The sequence below is a fragment of the Parafrankia sp. EAN1pec genome, assembly GCF_000018005.1.
GTDB lineage: Bacteria > Actinomycetota > Actinomycetes > Frankiales > Frankiaceae > Parafrankia > Parafrankia soli.
Map to the genome: position 1 here is coordinate 4,696,274 of NC_009921.1, position 16,060 is coordinate 4,712,333.

A 16,060-nucleotide genomic window follows, 5' to 3' on the forward strand; every position below is an offset into this window, starting at 1 on the left:
CCGCCGGCCATTCAATTTCCGTTGAGGCCCGCCGGGCAGGTCGTCGCCGTCCTGGACGCGTCGGTCGTCGGCGCCTGACAGACTTTCTCGGCGACCCGGTCTCCGCCCGGTCTCGCCCGGTTCCAAGCGGTCCCGGCGCGGCCCGGTCGCCATTCGTCCGACAAGCGAACGTCATCGTGCGAGGAGACCAGCATGCCCGCTGCCCAGGACCGCGTCGCGATCGTCACGGGGGCCGCCCGCGGCATCGGTGCCGCCACGGCGCGCCGGCTCGCCGCCGACGGCATGGCCGTGGCGGCGCTCGACCTGGAGGAGAGCGCGTCGAAGGGCACCGTCGAGGCGATCGTCGCCGCCGGCGGGACCGCGATCGCCCTCGGCGTGGACGTGAGCGAGGCCGAGCAGGTCACGGCCGCGGTGGAGCGGGTGGCCGCCGAGCTCGGCGGGCCGACCGTCCTGGTGAACAACGCCGGGATCACCCGCGACAACCTGCTGTTCAAGATGTCCGAGACCGACTGGGACCTCGTCATGGGGGTGCACCTGCGGGGCACGTTCCTGACGACCCGCGCCGTGCAGAAGTTCATGGTCGAGGCGGGCTTCGGGCGGATCGTGAACCTGTCGAGCACGTCGGCGCTGGGTAACCGCGGCCAGGCGAACTATTCGGCGGCGAAGGCGGGCCTGCAGGGATTCACCAAGACGGTGGCGATCGAGCTCGGGAAGTTCGGCGTCACCTGCAACGCGGTGGCGCCCGGTCTGATCGCGACCGAGATGACCCGGGCGACGGCCGAGCGCCTGGGGCACACGTGGGACGACTACGCCGCCGCCCGCGCGGCCCAGATTCCCGTGGCCAGGGTCGGCGAGCCCGAGGACATCGCCCACACCATCTCGTTCCTGGTGAGCGAGGGCGCGGGATTCGTGTCCGGTCAGGTGATCTACGTCGCCGGTGGGCCGAAGGCGTGAACGTGCCCGGTGACCCCGGCCCGCGTTGACGCGGAACACGGGTGTGGTGGGCCGACCCGACCCGCCACGGGTTCGGCCCACCGCCGGGTCACGGCCGGGCGGACGCGTCCACGACCGGGTTGCGGATCGTGCCCACCCGCTCGATCCACACCTCGACGACATCACCCGGACCCAGGTAGCGGGGCGGCTTGCGGATGTAGCCGACCCCGGCGGGAGTTCCGGTGATCAGGATGTCACCCGGGTTGAGGGTCAGGGTGCGGCTCACGAACGACAGGATCCGGCCGATCGAGAAGATCATGTCGCTGGTGTCGCCGTCCTGCACCACCTCGCCGTTGACGCGGGTGACCAGCCGCAGGCCCGCCGCCGGATCGCCGACCTCGTCGGCGGTCACGACGGGCCCCATCGGCCCGCTGCGGTCGGAGTTCTTGCCCAGCGTCCACTGCGCCGAGGCGCCCTGGGCGCGGCGGGCGCTGAGGTCGTTGAACACCGCGTAGCCGAACACGCCGCGCAGGGCGGCGTCCTCGTCGACATCGGTCATCCTGGACCCGACGATGACGGCGAGCTCGCCCTCCCAGTCCAGGCCCCGCTCGCCCGGCGGGACGGGGACGGGGGTGCCGTCCACCGTCAGGGACGCGGTCCACCGGCCGAAGATCGGTGGCCGCCTGGGCAGTTCCAGCCCGGTCTCCGCGGCGTGCGCATGATAATTCAGCCCCATGCCGAGGATCCGGGCTCCGGCCGGTACGGGCGGGACGAGCTCGACGTCGGCGAGGTCATGCTCACCGGCGGTCATCCGGCGGGCCTTCGCCGTCCAGCCGGCGAGGTCTCCGTAGAACTCGTCGACCTCGGCGACGCGGGCGACCCGGGGGCGTTCGTCCCCGGCCGTGCCCATGGGCCCGCCCTGCGGGCCGGCCCCGTCGGCACCGAACACCAGGCCGACCACGACCCGCCGTCCGTCCCGCAATCCCACGAACCGCATCGAACCCGTCCTCCCTCCCACCGCGACACCGGCCGCCCCGGCTCGGATCGGACACCGGAATTGTGCACCACGGGACGCCAGGAAGCCGGCGCCCGCGTGTTATGACAGCGACATCGTTCTGGTCCAGTTCACCTCCGGCGCCACACATCCGGTCCCCCCCGGGCCACCCGACAACTAACGGAGGACTCATGCGTGAGGCGGTCATCTGCGAACCGGTGCGCACCGCGGTCGGGCGCTACGGCGGTGCGCTCGCGGCGCTGAGCGCGCAGGCGCTCGGCGCGGCCGTGCTGCGCGGCCTGCTGGACCGGACCGGCCTGCGGTCAGCGGACATCGATGACGTGATCTTCGGGTCGTGTTATCCGACGATGGAGGCACCCGCGCTTGGCCGGGTGGTCGCCCTCGACGCCGGCCTCGACGTCACCGTCGCGGGCCTGCAGCTCGACCGCCGCTGCGGATCGGGCATGCAGGCGGTCACGACGGCCGCGATGCAGGTCCAGACCGGAGTGGCCGACGTCGTGATCGCCGGGGGAGCGGAGAGCATGAGCAACGCCCCCTTCTACTCGACCCGGATGCGCCGGGGGTCGGGCGGCGGGGACGTCACGCTGCACGACGCCCTGGCCCGCGGCCGGGTGACCGCGGGCGGCGCGAACTTCCCCGTCCCGGGCGGGATGATCGAGACGGCGGAGAACCTGCGGAGGGAGTACGGGATCTCGCGCTCCGAGCAGGACGAGTTCGCGCTGCGGTCGCATGTCCGGGCCGTGGACGCGCAGGCCGCCGGTCGGTTCGCGGACGAGATCGTGTCGGTGTCGGTGCCGGGTCGCGGCGGTTCGGTCGTCGTGGACGTCGACGAGCATCCCCGCGCCGACGCCAGCCTCGACACGCTCGCCGCGCTGCGCCCGATCATGGGTAGGACCGACCCGGAGGCCACGGTCACTGCGGGCAATTCCAGCGGGCAGAACGACGCGGCGTCGGCGTGTGTCGTCACCCATCCGGAGGCGGCGAGGCGACTCGGCCTGCGTCCGCTCGGTCGGCTGGTGAGCTGGGCGGTCGCCGGTGTGGAACCCGCGAGGATGGGGATCGGACCCGTTGCGGCCACGGCGAAGGCGCTGGAGCGGGCGAACCTCAAGCTCGCCGACATCGACCTGATCGAGCTCAACGAGGCCTTCGCGGCGCAGGTGCTCGCCTGCACCCGGGAGTGGGGGCTCACGACCGCGGACCTGGACCGGCTCAATGTCAACGGTTCCGGGATCTCGCTCGGTCATCCCGTCGCGGCGACCGGTGGCCGGATCCTCGCGACCCTGCTTCACGAGATGGAGCGCCAGGACGCCCGGTACGGGCTGGAGACCCTGTGCATCGGCGGCGGCCAGGGGATCACCGCGATCTTCGAACGGGTCGGCTGATTCGGGTCGGCTGACAGGGGCGGGGCCGTCCACCCCGGCCGTTACCTGACGCCGGCGTCGCGCAGGAGCTGACGGGCGATCACGATCTGCTGGATCTGGCTCGTGCCCTCGTAGATCCGGAACAGCCGCGCGTCCCGGTAGAAGCGCTCGACCGGGACTCCGCGCATGTAGCCCGCCCCGCCGTGGATCTGCACCGCCCGGTCGGCGACCCGCCCGACCGCCTCGGAGGCGAAGTACTTCGCGCACGAGGGCCCGATCCGGGTGTCGCTGCCGTCGTCGAACCGGGCGGCCACGTCGAGGACGAGCGCCCGCGCCGCGTAGAGGTCGGTGGCGGAGTCGGCGAGCAGTCCCTGCACGAGCTGGTGGGTGCCGATCACGCCGCCGCCCTGCACCCTGGTCGCGGCATAGGACACGGACTCGTCGACCAGCCGCTGGGCCAGTCCGACGCACAGCGCGGCGATGTGGATCCGGCCGTGGGCCAGGCAGCGCATCGCGGTCGCGTAGCCGCGACCCACCCCGTCCTCGCCGCCGATCACCGCCGACGCCGGGACCCGCACGTCGGCCAGCAGGACGTCCGCCGTCCACGCGCCCGCCTGGCCCATCTTGTGGTCCTTCGGGCCGACGCTCAGCCCCGGCGCGTCGCGTTCCACCATGAACGCCGTGATGCCGTGCCCGCCCTCGGCACCGGGGTCGGTGCGGGCGAAGACCATGAAGACGTCGGCCAGCGGCGCGTTGGTGATGAAGCGCTTGGCACCGTTGATCACCCACTCGTCGCCGTCGCGGCGCGCGGATGTCGCCAGGCCCGCGGGGTCGGAGCCGGCGTTCTCCTCGGTGAGGGCGAACGCGGCCGTCCACTCGCCCGAGGCGATCAGCGGCAGGTAGGCCTTCTTCTGTTCCTGGGTCGCGCCCTCGAGCAGGACGTGGCCGGCGATGCCGTTGTTGGTCCCGAACATCGAGCGGAAGGCCGGCGTGGTGTAGCCCAGCTCGAAGACGAGCCGGACCTCGGCGCTCATGTCCAGCCCCAGGCCGCCGTACTCCTCGGGGACGGCGAACCCGAACAGGCCCATCGCCGCCGCCGCACGGCGCAGGTCGGGCGGGATCGCGTCGGTCCGCTCGATCTCCGCCTCCGCCGGTACCACGCGCTCGCGCACGAAACGCCGGGTCGAGGCGATGACCTGCCGCACATCATCATCGAGCACGAGATCTCCATCCAGGTCTGGTCCGCTCACGGTCCACGGTCGGCGGACCGGATGAGCGTCCCGCCGCCCGCCCCCCGCGTCCATCGACCGCGGGCCGTGTCGACACCGGCCCAATAATCGCATACTTTATCTAATCTGAGCGTGCGGTCGCTCCGCTCGCGGTTGGGGACCGCACGGCCGGTGCCCTGCTGGCCGCGGCCGGCAGCGCGGGTGTCGCGGTCGCCGGGGCGCTCGGCGCCGTCCTGCGCACGGGCGGCGTGGGGGTGGCCGTCGTCGACACCCCGCCCCGGGACGGGGCCGTCGCCGCCCTGGTCGAGTGGGCGTCGCGCCGCGCCGGCACACTGGTGATCGAGGTGTGGGGCGACGGTGGCGCCCCGCGGTCGGCCGAGCAGCACCGCGACCACCTTGCCGCCGCGCTGGCCCGGCCGGGTGTCCACGTGATCGAGGTGCCCGTGGACGTCGCCCCGACGGCCGCGCTGGTCGACGTGTGCGGTCCGCTCGTCGCCTGGCCGGGGGGGAGCGCCACGCGCGAGAATCGGTGACCGGGAATTCAAGGGCATGGCCGGTTCGAGGCCGGTGGAAGGCCCGGGTCGGATGGAGGCACCCGGCGCCGGCGGCGCCCGGGCACGGCCCGCGACGCGCGACAGCACCGGCGTGACGACACCGGGTCGAGCACACCGACGTGCGATGGACAGGATGGTTGTCATGGATATTTCCGGAGTTGGCATCTGGAGCCAGCAGCTGCGGTGGGGGGATCAGGCCGAGGTGGCCGACGCGGCGGCGGAGCTGGAGGAGCTGGGCTACCGCGCGCTGTGGATTCCCGACGTCGGGGGCCCGGTGTTCGAGGCCGTCGAGGCACTGCTGGCGGCGACCCGATCGGTGACCGTGGCCACCGGCATCCTCAATCTGTGGATGCACAGCCCGGCGGACACGGCCACGGGATACGCCGCGCTCACGGCCACCCACGGAGACCGCTTCCTGATGGGCATCGGGGTGAGCCACGCACCGCTGGTCGACGCGTCGGAACCCGGTCGCTACCGCCGGCCGCTGGCGGCCATGACGGCGTTCCTCGACGGGCTGGACAAGGCCGACCAGCCGGTCCCACCCGAGCGCCGCGTGCTGGCCGCGCTCGGCCCCAAGATGCTCCAGCTGGCCGGAAGCCGGGCGCGCGGCGTACATCCGTACCTCGTGACGCCTGAGCACACCCGGCAGGCACGCGACAGCCTGGGAGCCGGGCCCCTCGTGCTCCCCGAGCAGACGGTGATCCTCACCACCGACGCCGACGAGGCCCACGCGATCGGCCGGGACTGGTTGCGCGGGTACCTGGGGCTGCCGAACTACGCGAACAACATCCGCAGGCTCGGCTTCACCGACGACGACGTCGCGGACGCCAGCGACCGGCTCTTCGACGCCCTGATCGCCTGGGGGGACGAGGACGCGATCCGGCGCCGGGTCGACGAACACCGGGCCGCCGGTGCCGACCACGTCTGCGTCCAGGTTCTCACCGCCGACCCGAAGGCCTTTCCACGCGAGCAGTGGCGCCGGCTCGCTCCCGCGCTCCGGTAGGCCGGCGGCCGTCCGGCTGCCCGATCCGTTCTCCCTGGTCCAGGCACTGGCCAGGCCACCCGGTTCGCCATGCGGGCCGGGTGGGCGGTTCGCCCGCGCCCCCGATCGATCGATACGATCGACGGGCTGCGGCCGCCTCGGCGCCGGGTGACGCGGTGGAGGTGTCTCCTTCAGCGGCGCCACCGCGTCGAAGGAGCCGCAATACCTCCCCAAGGTCGAGCCGCGTCGACCGCGAGGCAGCGGCGTGCCGCGATCGACCGGCGCAGCAGCGGCGCCCAGGTGGCGGACTACATCCGGAACCTGATTTTCTCCGGTGAGCTGCGTCAGGGCGACCATGTCCGGCAGGACGAGATCGCGGAGGATCTCGGGGTGAGCCGGATTCCCGTCCGCGAGGCCATCATCGTCCTCGACCAGGAGGGCTGGGTGACGAACGAGCTGCACCGCGGCGCGTTCGTCCACGGCCTGGACGAGAACTCCGTCCGCGACCACTACGGGCTCATCGGCCTGCTCTACGGCTACGCCGCGCAGCGCGCCACCGAACGCGGCGACGACGACGGGCTGGCCCGGGTGCAGACGGCCGAGCGCGCGTTGCGGGCCGCGACCGATCCCACCGCCGTCCGGGACGCGAACGAGATGTTCCTGCGCCAGATCTTCGCGCTCGCGCGGTCGTCACGCCTGAAGGCGATGAGCCGGCAGATGAACGGCATCATCCCCGGCAACTTCTTCGAGCTGGTGCCGGGGACGATCGACCTGCAGAAGAAGGGGATCACGGCGGTCTCCCGAGCCGTGCGGGCGCGTGACGGGGAGCGCTCCAACGCGGCGTTCGTCTCGCTCCTCCAGCAGCACGGTGAGCGCGTCGTCGACCTGCTCCGGGCCCGCAACATCCTCTGGATCCCCGACGAGGCCGCGATGTCCTGACCCCCGGCCCAGGCCCGGAGTCAGGCGAGCGTCTCGCCGGCCCACTCCCGCATCGCCGTGGCCAGCAGCGGCCAGCGGACGAACAGGCCACCGGCGCTCTCCCGTTCGGCCTGGCGGTCGAGGTACTCACGGTCCCCCCAGGGTGGCTCGACCAGCCGGGCGTTCGGCAGCAGGCCGGCCAGCGCCTCCGACGTCGCCCGCGGGTGGAAGGGATCGCTCGCGCCGCCGCGGAAGACGAGTGCGGGGGCGGTGATGGCTCGCGCGAGCTCGTCCGGCAGGCCCGGCACCTGCTCGCCCGGCCGTGGGCAGTAGGCGGCCATCCACTGTTGCATGGTGGCGAGGAAGGCCTCCCTGTCCTGTTCGAGGACGTGGCGGCGGTTCCGCTCGTTCTGGTCGAGCAGCGGGGCCCAGTCGGGCAGCGCCGCCACCGCCTCCATGCCGGTCGTCCACGCGGCCGTGATGGCCGGTGTGTAGTAGACGTTCGCGAGGATCATGAGGCCCATGACGCCGCCGCTGATCCACCACAGGGACAGGCCGGCGACGACCTCGGGGTGGTGCACGGCGGTGAGCAGCGAGACGTGCGAGCCGACCGTGGCGCCGGCAAGCACCGCCGGCCCGAGGTCGAGCTCCGTCAGGAGCGCGGCGAGGGCGTCGGCCTGCATCCGCGGCTCGCTCGGGCCTGCGAGGCAGACGTCGGACTCGCCGGTGTTCGGGCGGTCCCACAGCAGCACCCGGTCGCCCTGCGCGGCGAGGGCGCGGGCGAGCTCCGGCAGCCCGGGGGTCTGCCTGGTGAAGCGGCCGCCCGGGGTGAGCACCCAGGTCCGCCCGCCGTCGCCGATCAGGTCGTAGCCGATGCGCAGGCCGTTGACGTTCGCGTATGTCACCACCCGGACAGTAGTGGCGGCGCCCAGCCGGATAAACCGATCGCCTCGCCGGCCCCGTCCACTCCGGGCCGCGCCGGCGGCGGCCGTGCGAGGCTGATCATTCGGACGGTGCGTTCCGGCGCGTTCCGCGGGTGCGGCCCGCACTCCGGGTACAGGTGGAACACATCGCCATCGTCCAGGTGAGGGGTGGCAAGTTCCAGGTGGTCGGCGGGACGAAGAAGGACCCGTTCGTCTGCTGGTGTGCGGACGCCCGCCGTAACCGCGACAAGATCATAACGGCGGCGATGGTGGCCTTCGGGGACGACGGCCCCTACCTGCCCATGGAGGAGACCGCGCGGCGCGCCGGCGTCGGCACCCTCTACCGGCACTTCCCCGACCGGGACGCGCTGATCGTGGCGGTCGTCCGGGACAGCCTGGAGACCATGCTGGCCAGGGCCCGCGAGATCGACAGCCTCGTGAGTGCGGCGCAGCAGGAGGGTTCGCTGCGCCCGGACGTCGGCACCGGCGACGTCATCCACCTGTTCTGGCTGCTGCTGCGCGGGCTGCAGGAGATGCCCGGTGCGCTGGCCGACGCCGCCTATGACCGGGCCCGCGCCGTCATCCTCGACGGACTCCGCGCCCGGTCGGACGCCTCGCTGCCTGGCCGGGCGCTGACCGCCCGCGACCTCGACCCGCGGTGAGCGGACGAGCGCCGGGCCCGCGGCGAGACCGCCGGCCCGGCGTGACGTCAGCTTGCGGTGATGGCCCGTTCGGGGCAGTTCGCGACGGCCTCCCGCACAGCCTTCTCGAACTCCGCGGGGACCTCGTCGACCTCGACCACCGCGTAGCCGTCGTCGCTGAGGGTGAAGACCTCGGGGCACAGCGTGCAGCAGGTGGAATGCCCGCAGCAGCCGTCGGCGTCAACGGTGACTTTCATGGCGTCTTGCTCTCTGCGAGGGTGAACTCGAGGTTGAGGTGCGTCAGCCCACGCAGGATGAAGGTGGGCAGGTAGCTGTACCGGCGGTCGTCCGCGGGGCCGTGCACGCTTTCGGAGATCCGGATGTCGGTGGTGCGCTCGAGCAGCCGCTCGATGCTCGCACGCGCCTCGGCGCGGGCGAGCGGGGCGCCGGGGCAGGTGTGGATGCCACGGCCGAACGCCACGTGGTGGCGGGCGTTCGGGCGGGCGACGTCGAACACGCTCGGGTTCTCGAAGCGGCGCGGGTCGCGGTTCGCGGCGCCGTTGACGACCATGACCGTGGTGCCGGCGGGCAGGTCGACGCCGCCGACGGTGGTCGGCACCCGGGAGAGCCGGAAGTCGCCCTTGACCGGGCTCTCCAGCCGCAGCGTCTCCTCGATGAAGTTGCCGACGCGGTCCGGCTCGGCCCGTAGCAGCTGCTGGAGCTCGCGGTCCTCGGCGAGGATCTTCAGTGCCGAGGAGAGTAGCCGGACGGTGGTCTCCTGTCCGGCGGAGAACAGGTTGGCCGCGACCCGGACGGCGTCGATGACCTCCGGGGTCGACCCGTCGGGGAACGTCGCCAGCGCCAGCCCGGTGAGGACGTCCTCGCGGGGCTCGCGCCGGCGGTCCTCGATGTAGGCGGTGAACTTGTTGTAGAGGAACTCCAGCGGGTTGTGCGCCATGTGGTCGTCGCCGGTGCTGCCGATGCCGCCGCTCTCCTGCGGCTGGCGCTGGAGGCGGTCGAGGAACTCCTCCTGGTCCTCCTCGGGCACGCCCAGCAGGTCGGCGATCACCAGCAGGGTGAACGGCCCGGCGAAGCCGGTGATGAACTCGCCCTCGCCGCCGGCCAGGTACGGCTCGACCATCTGGTCGACGAGCCGCCACATCTGCGCCTCGTTCTCCTTGAGGCGCTTCGGCGTGATCAGCCGCATCAGCAGCGCGCGGTGCGCGGTGTGCGTGGGCGGGTCGAGCGTGGGGAGCTGGTCGTTCATCGGCAGCTCACCGCGGTGCCGCTCGATCAGCTCGGTGACGTCGTCGCCCTCGAGCGGGACGGGGAAACCCGGGAACGGACCCGTCACCGAGACGCACGAGGAGAAGGTCGCCGAGTCGTGGAAGACCTGGACCGCCTCGTCGTACCCCGTCACCATCACCACGTCGTGGTGATTCTCGCGCTGCACGGGGCACTTCCCGCGCATCGCCTCGAGGAACGGGTACGGGTCCGCGACGAGCTCCTCGTCCCGGAAGAAGTCCTTGGTCTCGAGCTCACTCACGGTCTGTACCGCTCCCTTCGACGTCGACAGCCGAAGTCTCCCATCCGGCGCGGGCGCGAGACAAACGACCCGTCCGAGTACGTACTGCCACGAATTTCCTGGCCGCTCGGCTAGGCTCGCCCGCCCCCTCAGCATCCCCGCCGGCTTCGCTCAGCGCACCCGCACCGGGAGGGTGGCCAGCGCGCGGTGGATGAGGCTGGGCAGGTAGACCAGCTCGGCCTCGTCGACGGCGAGCTCCAGGGTGGTTGTGCGCCGGACGAGGGCCCCGATGGCCGCCGCCGCCTCGATCCGGGCGAGCGGGGCGCCCAGGCAGAAGTGGATGCCGACGCTGAAGCCCAGGTGCCGGCGGGCCGGGCGCGGCCCGTGGTAGCGGGTGATGTCGAACCGGTCGGGGTCGGTGAACGCCGCCGGGTCCCGGCCGGCGGCGGCGCTGACCAGCAGGACGCCGTCGCCGCGGGCGAACGTGTGCCCGGCCAGCTCGGTCCGGCGGCACGCGGTGCGCATGGTGAACTGCGTCGGCGGGTCGTAGCGCAGCACCTCCTCCACCGCGGAGGGGAGCAGCTCCGGCCGGGCGCGCAGCAGCGCCAGCTGGTCGGGGTGGCGCAGCAGCGAGAGCACCGCCGACCCGACATAGTTGATGGACGTCTCCATCCCCGCCACGACGAGCAGCGACGAGACGCCGAGCAGCTCGAGCTCGCTGAGCGCGTCGTCGCGGTCGCGGGCCGCGGCCATCCGGCTGATCAGGTCGTCGGTGGGGTTCGCCCGGCGCTGCGCGATCAGCTCCTCGAAGTAGGCCTGGAAATCCTGGGTGGCCTGCCGGCGTGCGACGAGCTCGGCCTCGGTGAGCAGGTTGTCGGGGTCGGTGCCGCGGGCGATGGCCAGCGCCCAGCCGCGCAGCGACGCGCCGACGTCGTCCGGGACGCCCAGCAGGTGGCCGAGCGTCGCGCTCGCGATCAGGGCCGCGTACTCGCCGATGACGTCGATGCTCCCGGTGGCCAGCGCGCCGTCCACCAGCCGGTCGGCGAGGGCCTGGATGCCCGGCGCCATCTGGTTGACGATCCGCGGGGTGAACGCCTTGTTGACCAGCCCGCGCAGCCGGGTGTGGTCCGGCGGGTCCATCCGCAGGAACGACCGCGGGGCGCTCGCGGCGCCGTCCCGGAACGGGCTGATGCCGGCGTCGTAGCCGTGCACCCAGTCGTCGCTCTGCAGCACCGCCTCGCAGTCGGCGTACCGGGTGAGCACCGTCACCGGGATGTCGCCGAGCATGAACGGGCACAGCGGCCGGGCCTCCCGCACCCGCTGGTAGACGGCGTACGGATCGGCCTTGTGGGTCGGATGGAACGCGGTGAACTCCACCGGGGCGGACTCGGCGGCGACCCCTGCGGTGACCTCGGCGGCGACCATGGCTCTCCCACTCCTGCGTCAGCGCGGTGCGTGCGGCCGCGCCCGCGCGCACGGGTGCACTCACTCCGCGGCACGCACGATGCAGGACGGCGGCGCCGGAAGACAGCGCCCAGCGCCGAGTCCAATCGGACGATTGCGCCCCGCCGACCGCTGACCGTCCACCGCCGGCCGCGTACCGTCGGTCGCCGCCTGCCGGCTGCCGAGCGTCGCTGATGGATCGATACGAGATACCAATGGGGCTCGCCATCCGCGCTCGGCCGGGGTCACGATGCAGCGCGACGACTCGTTGGTCGACACCGACGCACCGGGAGACCGCCGACCATGGACCGAACCTTGGACCGGGACCGCACCACCGACACCGTCGTCGCGGCCGACGCGCCTGATCAGGCCCGGCGCCTGCGTGATCTCGCCGATCTCGTCGAGCACGGGCTGCGGGCCGGCATCGGCGTCGGCCACTCCCTCGGCGTCACGCTCGCCGAGCTGGGCGACGGCTCGTCCACCTGGACGCTCACCCCGTCGCCGGCCGCGGCGAACGCGATGATGACCGTGCACGGCGGGGTTATCAGCACCCTGATGGACACCGCGATGGGCAGCGCGGTCTACACCCGCCTGCCCGCCGGAGTGCTTTACACGACGCTGGAGCTGAAGGTGAACTTCATCCGGCCGGTCGCGCTGGACGGCGGCATGCTCACCTGCGTCGCGACGGCCGTCCACGTCGGGCGCCGCACGGCGACGGTCGAGGCCCGCGTCACCGACCCGGCCGGTGCCCTGGTCGCGCACGGCTCGTCTACCTGCCTGCTGTTCGAGATCGCCGGCCCCGCCGCGGGGCCGAGCACGGAGCCGGCCGCGGGGCCGGCATGACGGGCCCCGCCACGAGCACACCGCACGCTGTCGCGGGCGCGCCCGCGGTGCCCGACGCGGAGGCGGTGCTCGCGCAGGCCGTGATCGAGTCCTTCGATCCGGCGTGGCGGCACGACCCCTATCCCGCGTACGGCACGCTGCGCCGGGCCGGCACCTTCCTGCCGGGCCCGCTGGCCGGCACCATGCTCGTCCCCGGCCATGCCGAGTGCGCCGCCATCCTCGCCGACCCGGTGTGGAGCCACGCCGAGGAGTCGGAGCTGCTCCACCCGGACAGTGATGTCGAGCTGCCCGGCTCGTTCCTGTGGATGGAGCCGCCGGACCACACCCGGCTGCGCGGCCTGGTGAGCCGGGCGTTCACCCCACGGACCATCGAGGCGACCCGCCCGCTGGCCCGCCGGGTCGTGGACGGGCTGATCGACGACGCCCTGGCGGCGGGGGAGCTGGACCTGATCGAGGGGCTCGCCTACCCGCTGCCGCTGACCATGATCTGCGAGCTGCTCGGGGTGCCCATCTCCGAGCACCCCGCGGTGCGCCGGATGTCGGCCGGGATCGCGCGCGGGCTCGACCCCGACGTCCTGCTCTCACCGGCCGAGCTCGCCGCGCGGACCGCCGCCGTGGAGGAGTTCCGCGAGTTCTTCGGCGCGCTAGTCACCGCCCGCCGGGCCGACCCCCGCGACGACCTGATCAGCGCGCTCGCCCAGGTGCACGCCGAGGGTGACCGGCTCACCACGACCGAGCTGCTCGGCACCCTGCTGATCCTCGTGGTCGCCGGGCACGAGACCACCGTCAACCTGATCGGCAACGGGGTGCTCGCGCTGCTGCGTGACCCCGCGCAGCTCGACGCGCTGCGGCGCGATCCCGGGCTCGCGCTGCCCGCGGTGGAGGAGATCCTGCGGTTCGACGCGCCGGCGCAGGTGACCACGCGCACCGCCCGGGCGGAGGTGACCGTGGCGGGCCGGACGTTCACCCCCGGCGAGGCCGTCATCTGCATGCTCGGCTCGGCCAACCGTGACCCCCGCGCCTTCGACCGGCCCGACGAGTTCCTCGTCGACCGCTACGCGGGCGGCGCGCGGGTGAGCCGCCATCTCGCCCTCGGGATGGGCCTGCACTACTGCCTGGGTGCCCCGTTGGTCCGGCTCGAGGTCGGTGAGGTGCTGCGGGGCATCGCCACCCGCCTGACCGGGATGACCCTGCTGGCCGATCCGCCGCCGTACCGGCCGAACATCGTCGTCCGTGGGATGTCGTCGCTGCCTGTGCGGGTCACCGGCCGACCCGGCTGATTCGGCTGATCCGCACTTCGGTCCCGCCGGTACGGCAATTCCATGAATTGAGGCGCAGAACACATTTCAGGCCTGGATTGTTACAATGTGAAAGGTTCTGTGCTGTCTCGGTGGTGGCCGCCCGTAGCACCATGTATTCCGAACAATTACTCGCGCCTTACTCCGACTTCATCGCCTGTTACCCGTGCTGGCTAGACTGGCCGATCGGGGGATTAGGGAGGAAGTTCGTGGAGTTTCGACATCTGGTCTCTTTCCTCGCCATCGCCGAAGAAGTCCATTTTGGCCGGGCCGCCCGACGACTGAACCTGACACAGCCCTCACTGAGCCAGCATCTCGCCCGTCTCGAGCGCGAGGTCGGCGTGCAACTGGTCGCCCGCACCTCGCGTGAGGTCCGTCTCACCCCCGCGGGCCAGGCGTTCCGGGGTGAGGCCAAGAGAATCCTCGAGCTGAAGCGCCGCACCCTCGAAATCACCCGTGACACCGCCGCCGGCCGTGCCGGGAAAATCAACATCGGGTTCAACCTGCCGGCCGGGCACCGGATTCTCCCGCCCACGCTGGCCCGCCTGCACAGCTCCCACCCGGGCCTGCAGCCGCGGCTGTGGGAGCGGCGTACCGGGCCGCAGATCAAGAGCCTGCTCAGCGGGGAGCTCGACGTCGGCTTCATCTTCGGGCTGCCGCCGACCTCGAGCCTGCACTCGATGGAGGTGCTGCGGGTCCGCATCCTGGCCGTCGTCGGCGAGCACCACGAGTGGGCCGAGCGCGACCAGGTGCCGTTCTGCGAGCTGGAACGGCAGGGCTGCCTGCTGTTCCACCGGGCGCAGTGCCCGGCCCTGTACGACACGATCTCCCGGTCGGCCGACCGGGCCCGGATCAAGCTGCGGGTCGTCGCCGAGGTCGACGACCCTGGGGCGAGCGCGCTGCTGGTGACCACCCGCCCGGTGGTCGGCTTCGCGTCCCGGGAACGCGCGCTGGGAATCGCCGGATCGCGGGCGGTTCCACTGGTCGACCCCGTTCCGACCCTGCCCGTTCATGTCGTGTGGCGCCCGCCGCGCACCCGGCTGGTCGAAACTCTGCTCGAGAGCCTGGAAAACGCGGCCGGCGACTGGGAATCGGCTGAGACCCCCGAGGACAAGGTCGATTGGGTGCGGGAGCGGGGGCGATCGAATATCCCGATGGCCGCGCCCACGCAGGCCCGGCAGGCAGCAGCCGCCGTTACCGTCGCAGGAAATCGCCTGAACTAGGCCCCGGTCCGAAATGGGATTTCCGTCGGAGGTCGCCTGTGTCCTCGTCCCCGTCCACCGTGGATCGAGCCGAACAGCGGCAGACGCTGACGCTGACGGTCCGCGCCCGCCGCCACGTCGCCGAGGATGTCGTCTGTTTCGATCTGGCCGATCCGATCGGCGCCGCATTGCCGCCCTGGACACCCGGCGCGCATGTCGACGTCACGGTGCGGCCGGGGACGGTGCGGCAGTACTCGCTGTGCGGTGATCCAGCGGATCGCCACCATTGGCGGATCGCGGTGCTGCGGGAGGCCGCCGGCCGCGGCGGTTCGGTGCACCTGCACGACCGGGTCGGTGCCGGCGCGTTGCTGCCGGTAGGGCAGCCGCGCAACGCGTTCCCCCTGGTCGCCGCGCCGCGCTACCTGCTGGTCGCCGGCGGGATCGGCGTCACCCCGCTGCTGCCGATGATCGACGAGCTCGCCGCGCGTGGCGCCGAGTGGCGGCTGCTCTACGGCGGGCGCCACCGCGCGGCGATGGCCTTCGCCGACGACCTCGCCCGCCACGGCGACCGGGTCGTCCTGCACCCGCAGGACACCCACGGGCTGCTTCCCCTCGGCCCCGTCCTGGACGGCCTGCGTGCCTCCGGCGAGCACGAGGAGACGGCGGTCTACTGCTGCGGGCCCGAGGGTCTGCTCGGGGCCATCGAGGGGCACTGCGCGCAGTGGCCCGCCGGCGCCCTGCACGTCGAGCGGTTCCACCCCGCAGAGCCCGCCCACCGCGACACCGACGGCGCCTTCGAGCTGTGCCTGGCCCGTAGCGGGCGGGTGCTGCGGGTCGGGCCCGGGCAGTCGGTCCTGGAGGTGCTGGAGGCGGCCGGGGCCGCCGTCACCTCCTCCTGCCGGGACGGTACGTGCGGCACCTGCGAGACGCCGGTGGTCGAGGGCGGTGTCGACCACCGTGACACCGTCCTGACCCCGGCCGAGCGCGACGGCGGCCGGACGATGATGGTCTGCGTCTCGCGTGGCCTGGGCGGACGTCTCGTCCTGGACATCTGAAATACACCCCGAGGATTTCCACCGCTATTCCAACGGCTGTTTTGCGCGGCCGGTAATCCATGTCGCCAATCGGTTCATCCGAATGTGCAATGGGCCTTCCCTGAAAACTCGATCCGCTCATATTCTTCAGCCGCCGGA

General features: G+C 72.5%; 16 protein-coding genes. 10 read left to right on the forward strand and 6 right to left on the reverse strand.

Annotated elements, in window-relative coordinates; all coding sequences use genetic code 11:
- Positions 1 to 192: 192 nt before the first annotated feature.
- Positions 193 to 954 carry a 3-oxoacyl-ACP reductase FabG gene (fabG, locus tag FRANEAN1_RS19060; protein WP_020461452.1) on the forward strand — a complete coding sequence of 254 codons (762 nt, stop codon included), beginning with the start codon at positions 193 to 195 and terminating at the stop codon, positions 952 to 954.
- Positions 955 to 1,042: 88 nt separating this feature from the next.
- Here fabG and FRANEAN1_RS19065 read toward each other — a convergent pair whose 3' ends face one another.
- Positions 1,043 to 1,930 carry a fumarylacetoacetate hydrolase family protein gene (locus tag FRANEAN1_RS19065; RefSeq protein ID WP_020461453.1) on the reverse strand — a complete coding sequence of 296 codons (888 nt, stop codon included), beginning with the start codon at positions 1,928 to 1,930 and terminating at the stop codon, positions 1,043 to 1,045.
- Positions 1,931 to 2,118: 188 nt separating this feature from the next.
- Here FRANEAN1_RS19065 and FRANEAN1_RS19070 point away from each other — a divergent pair, with 188 nt between their 5' ends.
- Positions 2,119 to 3,330, forward strand: a complete 1,212-nt coding sequence (locus FRANEAN1_RS19070) for an acetyl-CoA C-acetyltransferase (RefSeq protein ID WP_020461454.1) — start codon at positions 2,119 to 2,121, stop codon at positions 3,328 to 3,330.
- 41 nt (positions 3,331 to 3,371) lie between these two features.
- Here FRANEAN1_RS19070 and FRANEAN1_RS19075 read toward each other — a convergent pair whose 3' ends face one another.
- Positions 3,372 to 4,529: an acyl-CoA dehydrogenase family protein gene (locus FRANEAN1_RS19075; RefSeq protein WP_020461455.1), complete on the reverse strand. Its 1,158-nt coding sequence runs from the start codon at positions 4,527 to 4,529 to the stop codon at positions 3,372 to 3,374.
- A gap of 263 nt (positions 4,530 to 4,792) precedes the next feature.
- Between FRANEAN1_RS19075 and FRANEAN1_RS19080 the strand changes: the two genes are divergently transcribed.
- From FRANEAN1_RS19080 to FRANEAN1_RS19090, 3 genes are all read left to right on the forward strand, one after another.
- Positions 4,793 to 5,071 (forward strand): hypothetical protein, encoded by a 279-nt coding sequence (locus FRANEAN1_RS19080; RefSeq protein WP_157472707.1) that lies wholly within the window; start codon positions 4,793 to 4,795, stop codon positions 5,069 to 5,071.
- Between the two features lie 163 nt (positions 5,072 to 5,234).
- The gene (locus FRANEAN1_RS19085) at positions 5,235 to 6,095 is read left to right on the forward strand and encodes an LLM class F420-dependent oxidoreductase (RefSeq protein WP_020461457.1); all 861 of its coding nucleotides are present in this window, start codon (positions 5,235 to 5,237) and stop codon (positions 6,093 to 6,095) included.
- Positions 6,096 to 6,374: 279 nt separating this feature from the next.
- Positions 6,375 to 7,013, forward strand: a complete 639-nt coding sequence (locus tag FRANEAN1_RS19090; protein WP_041254369.1) for a GntR family transcriptional regulator — start codon at positions 6,375 to 6,377, stop codon at positions 7,011 to 7,013.
- 20 nt (positions 7,014 to 7,033) lie between these two features.
- Here the strand turns inward: FRANEAN1_RS19090 and FRANEAN1_RS19095 are convergent, their stop codons facing one another.
- Positions 7,034 to 7,897 (reverse strand): alpha/beta hydrolase, encoded by an 864-nt coding sequence (locus FRANEAN1_RS19095; protein ID WP_157473434.1) that lies wholly within the window; start codon positions 7,895 to 7,897, stop codon positions 7,034 to 7,036.
- A gap of 200 nt (positions 7,898 to 8,097) precedes the next feature.
- Between FRANEAN1_RS19095 and FRANEAN1_RS19100 the strand changes: the two genes are divergently transcribed.
- Entirely contained in the window at positions 8,098 to 8,577 is a 480-nt protein-coding gene (locus FRANEAN1_RS19100) for a helix-turn-helix domain-containing protein (RefSeq protein ID WP_049795973.1), read from the forward strand.
- A gap of 47 nt (positions 8,578 to 8,624) precedes the next feature.
- Here the strand turns inward: FRANEAN1_RS19100 and FRANEAN1_RS19105 are convergent, their stop codons facing one another.
- The 3 genes from FRANEAN1_RS19105 to FRANEAN1_RS19115 all read right to left on the reverse strand — a co-directional run bounded on the left by FRANEAN1_RS19105 (position 8,625) and on the right by FRANEAN1_RS19115 (position 11,506).
- Positions 8,625 to 8,813, reverse strand: coding sequence for a ferredoxin (locus FRANEAN1_RS19105; protein WP_020461461.1), 189 nt, complete (start codon positions 8,811 to 8,813; stop codon positions 8,625 to 8,627).
- On the reverse strand, positions 8,810 to 10,102 hold the full coding sequence (locus FRANEAN1_RS19110) for a cytochrome P450 (protein WP_020461462.1): 1,293 nt from the start codon (positions 10,100 to 10,102) through the stop codon (positions 8,810 to 8,812). Before FRANEAN1_RS19110 ends, FRANEAN1_RS19105 begins: the two co-directional genes overlap by 4 nt.
- 150 nt (positions 10,103 to 10,252) lie before the next feature.
- The gene (locus FRANEAN1_RS19115; protein ID WP_020461463.1) at positions 10,253 to 11,506 is read right to left on the reverse strand and encodes a cytochrome P450; all 1,254 of its coding nucleotides are present in this window, start codon (positions 11,504 to 11,506) and stop codon (positions 10,253 to 10,255) included.
- A gap of 321 nt (positions 11,507 to 11,827) precedes the next feature.
- Here FRANEAN1_RS19115 and FRANEAN1_RS19120 point away from each other — a divergent pair, with 321 nt between their 5' ends.
- The 4 genes from FRANEAN1_RS19120 (at position 11,828) to FRANEAN1_RS19135 (ending at position 15,922) form a co-directional block, all read left to right on the forward strand.
- Positions 11,828 to 12,367, forward strand: coding sequence for a PaaI family thioesterase (locus tag FRANEAN1_RS19120; RefSeq protein WP_020461464.1), 540 nt, complete (start codon positions 11,828 to 11,830; stop codon positions 12,365 to 12,367).
- Entirely contained in the window at positions 12,364 to 13,647 is a 1,284-nt protein-coding gene (locus FRANEAN1_RS19125) for a cytochrome P450 (RefSeq protein WP_020461465.1), read from the forward strand. The genes FRANEAN1_RS19120 and FRANEAN1_RS19125 overlap by 4 nt, the downstream gene beginning before the upstream one ends.
- Positions 13,648 to 13,874: 227 nt before the next feature.
- A complete protein-coding gene (locus FRANEAN1_RS19130) occupies positions 13,875 to 14,888 on the forward strand; it encodes a LysR family transcriptional regulator (protein ID WP_020461466.1) in 1,014 nt (337 codons plus the stop codon).
- A 38-nt stretch (positions 14,889 to 14,926) separates the two neighbouring features.
- Entirely contained in the window at positions 14,927 to 15,922 is a 996-nt protein-coding gene (locus FRANEAN1_RS19135; protein WP_020461467.1) for a PDR/VanB family oxidoreductase, read from the forward strand.
- Positions 15,923 to 16,060: the final 138 nt, after the last annotated feature.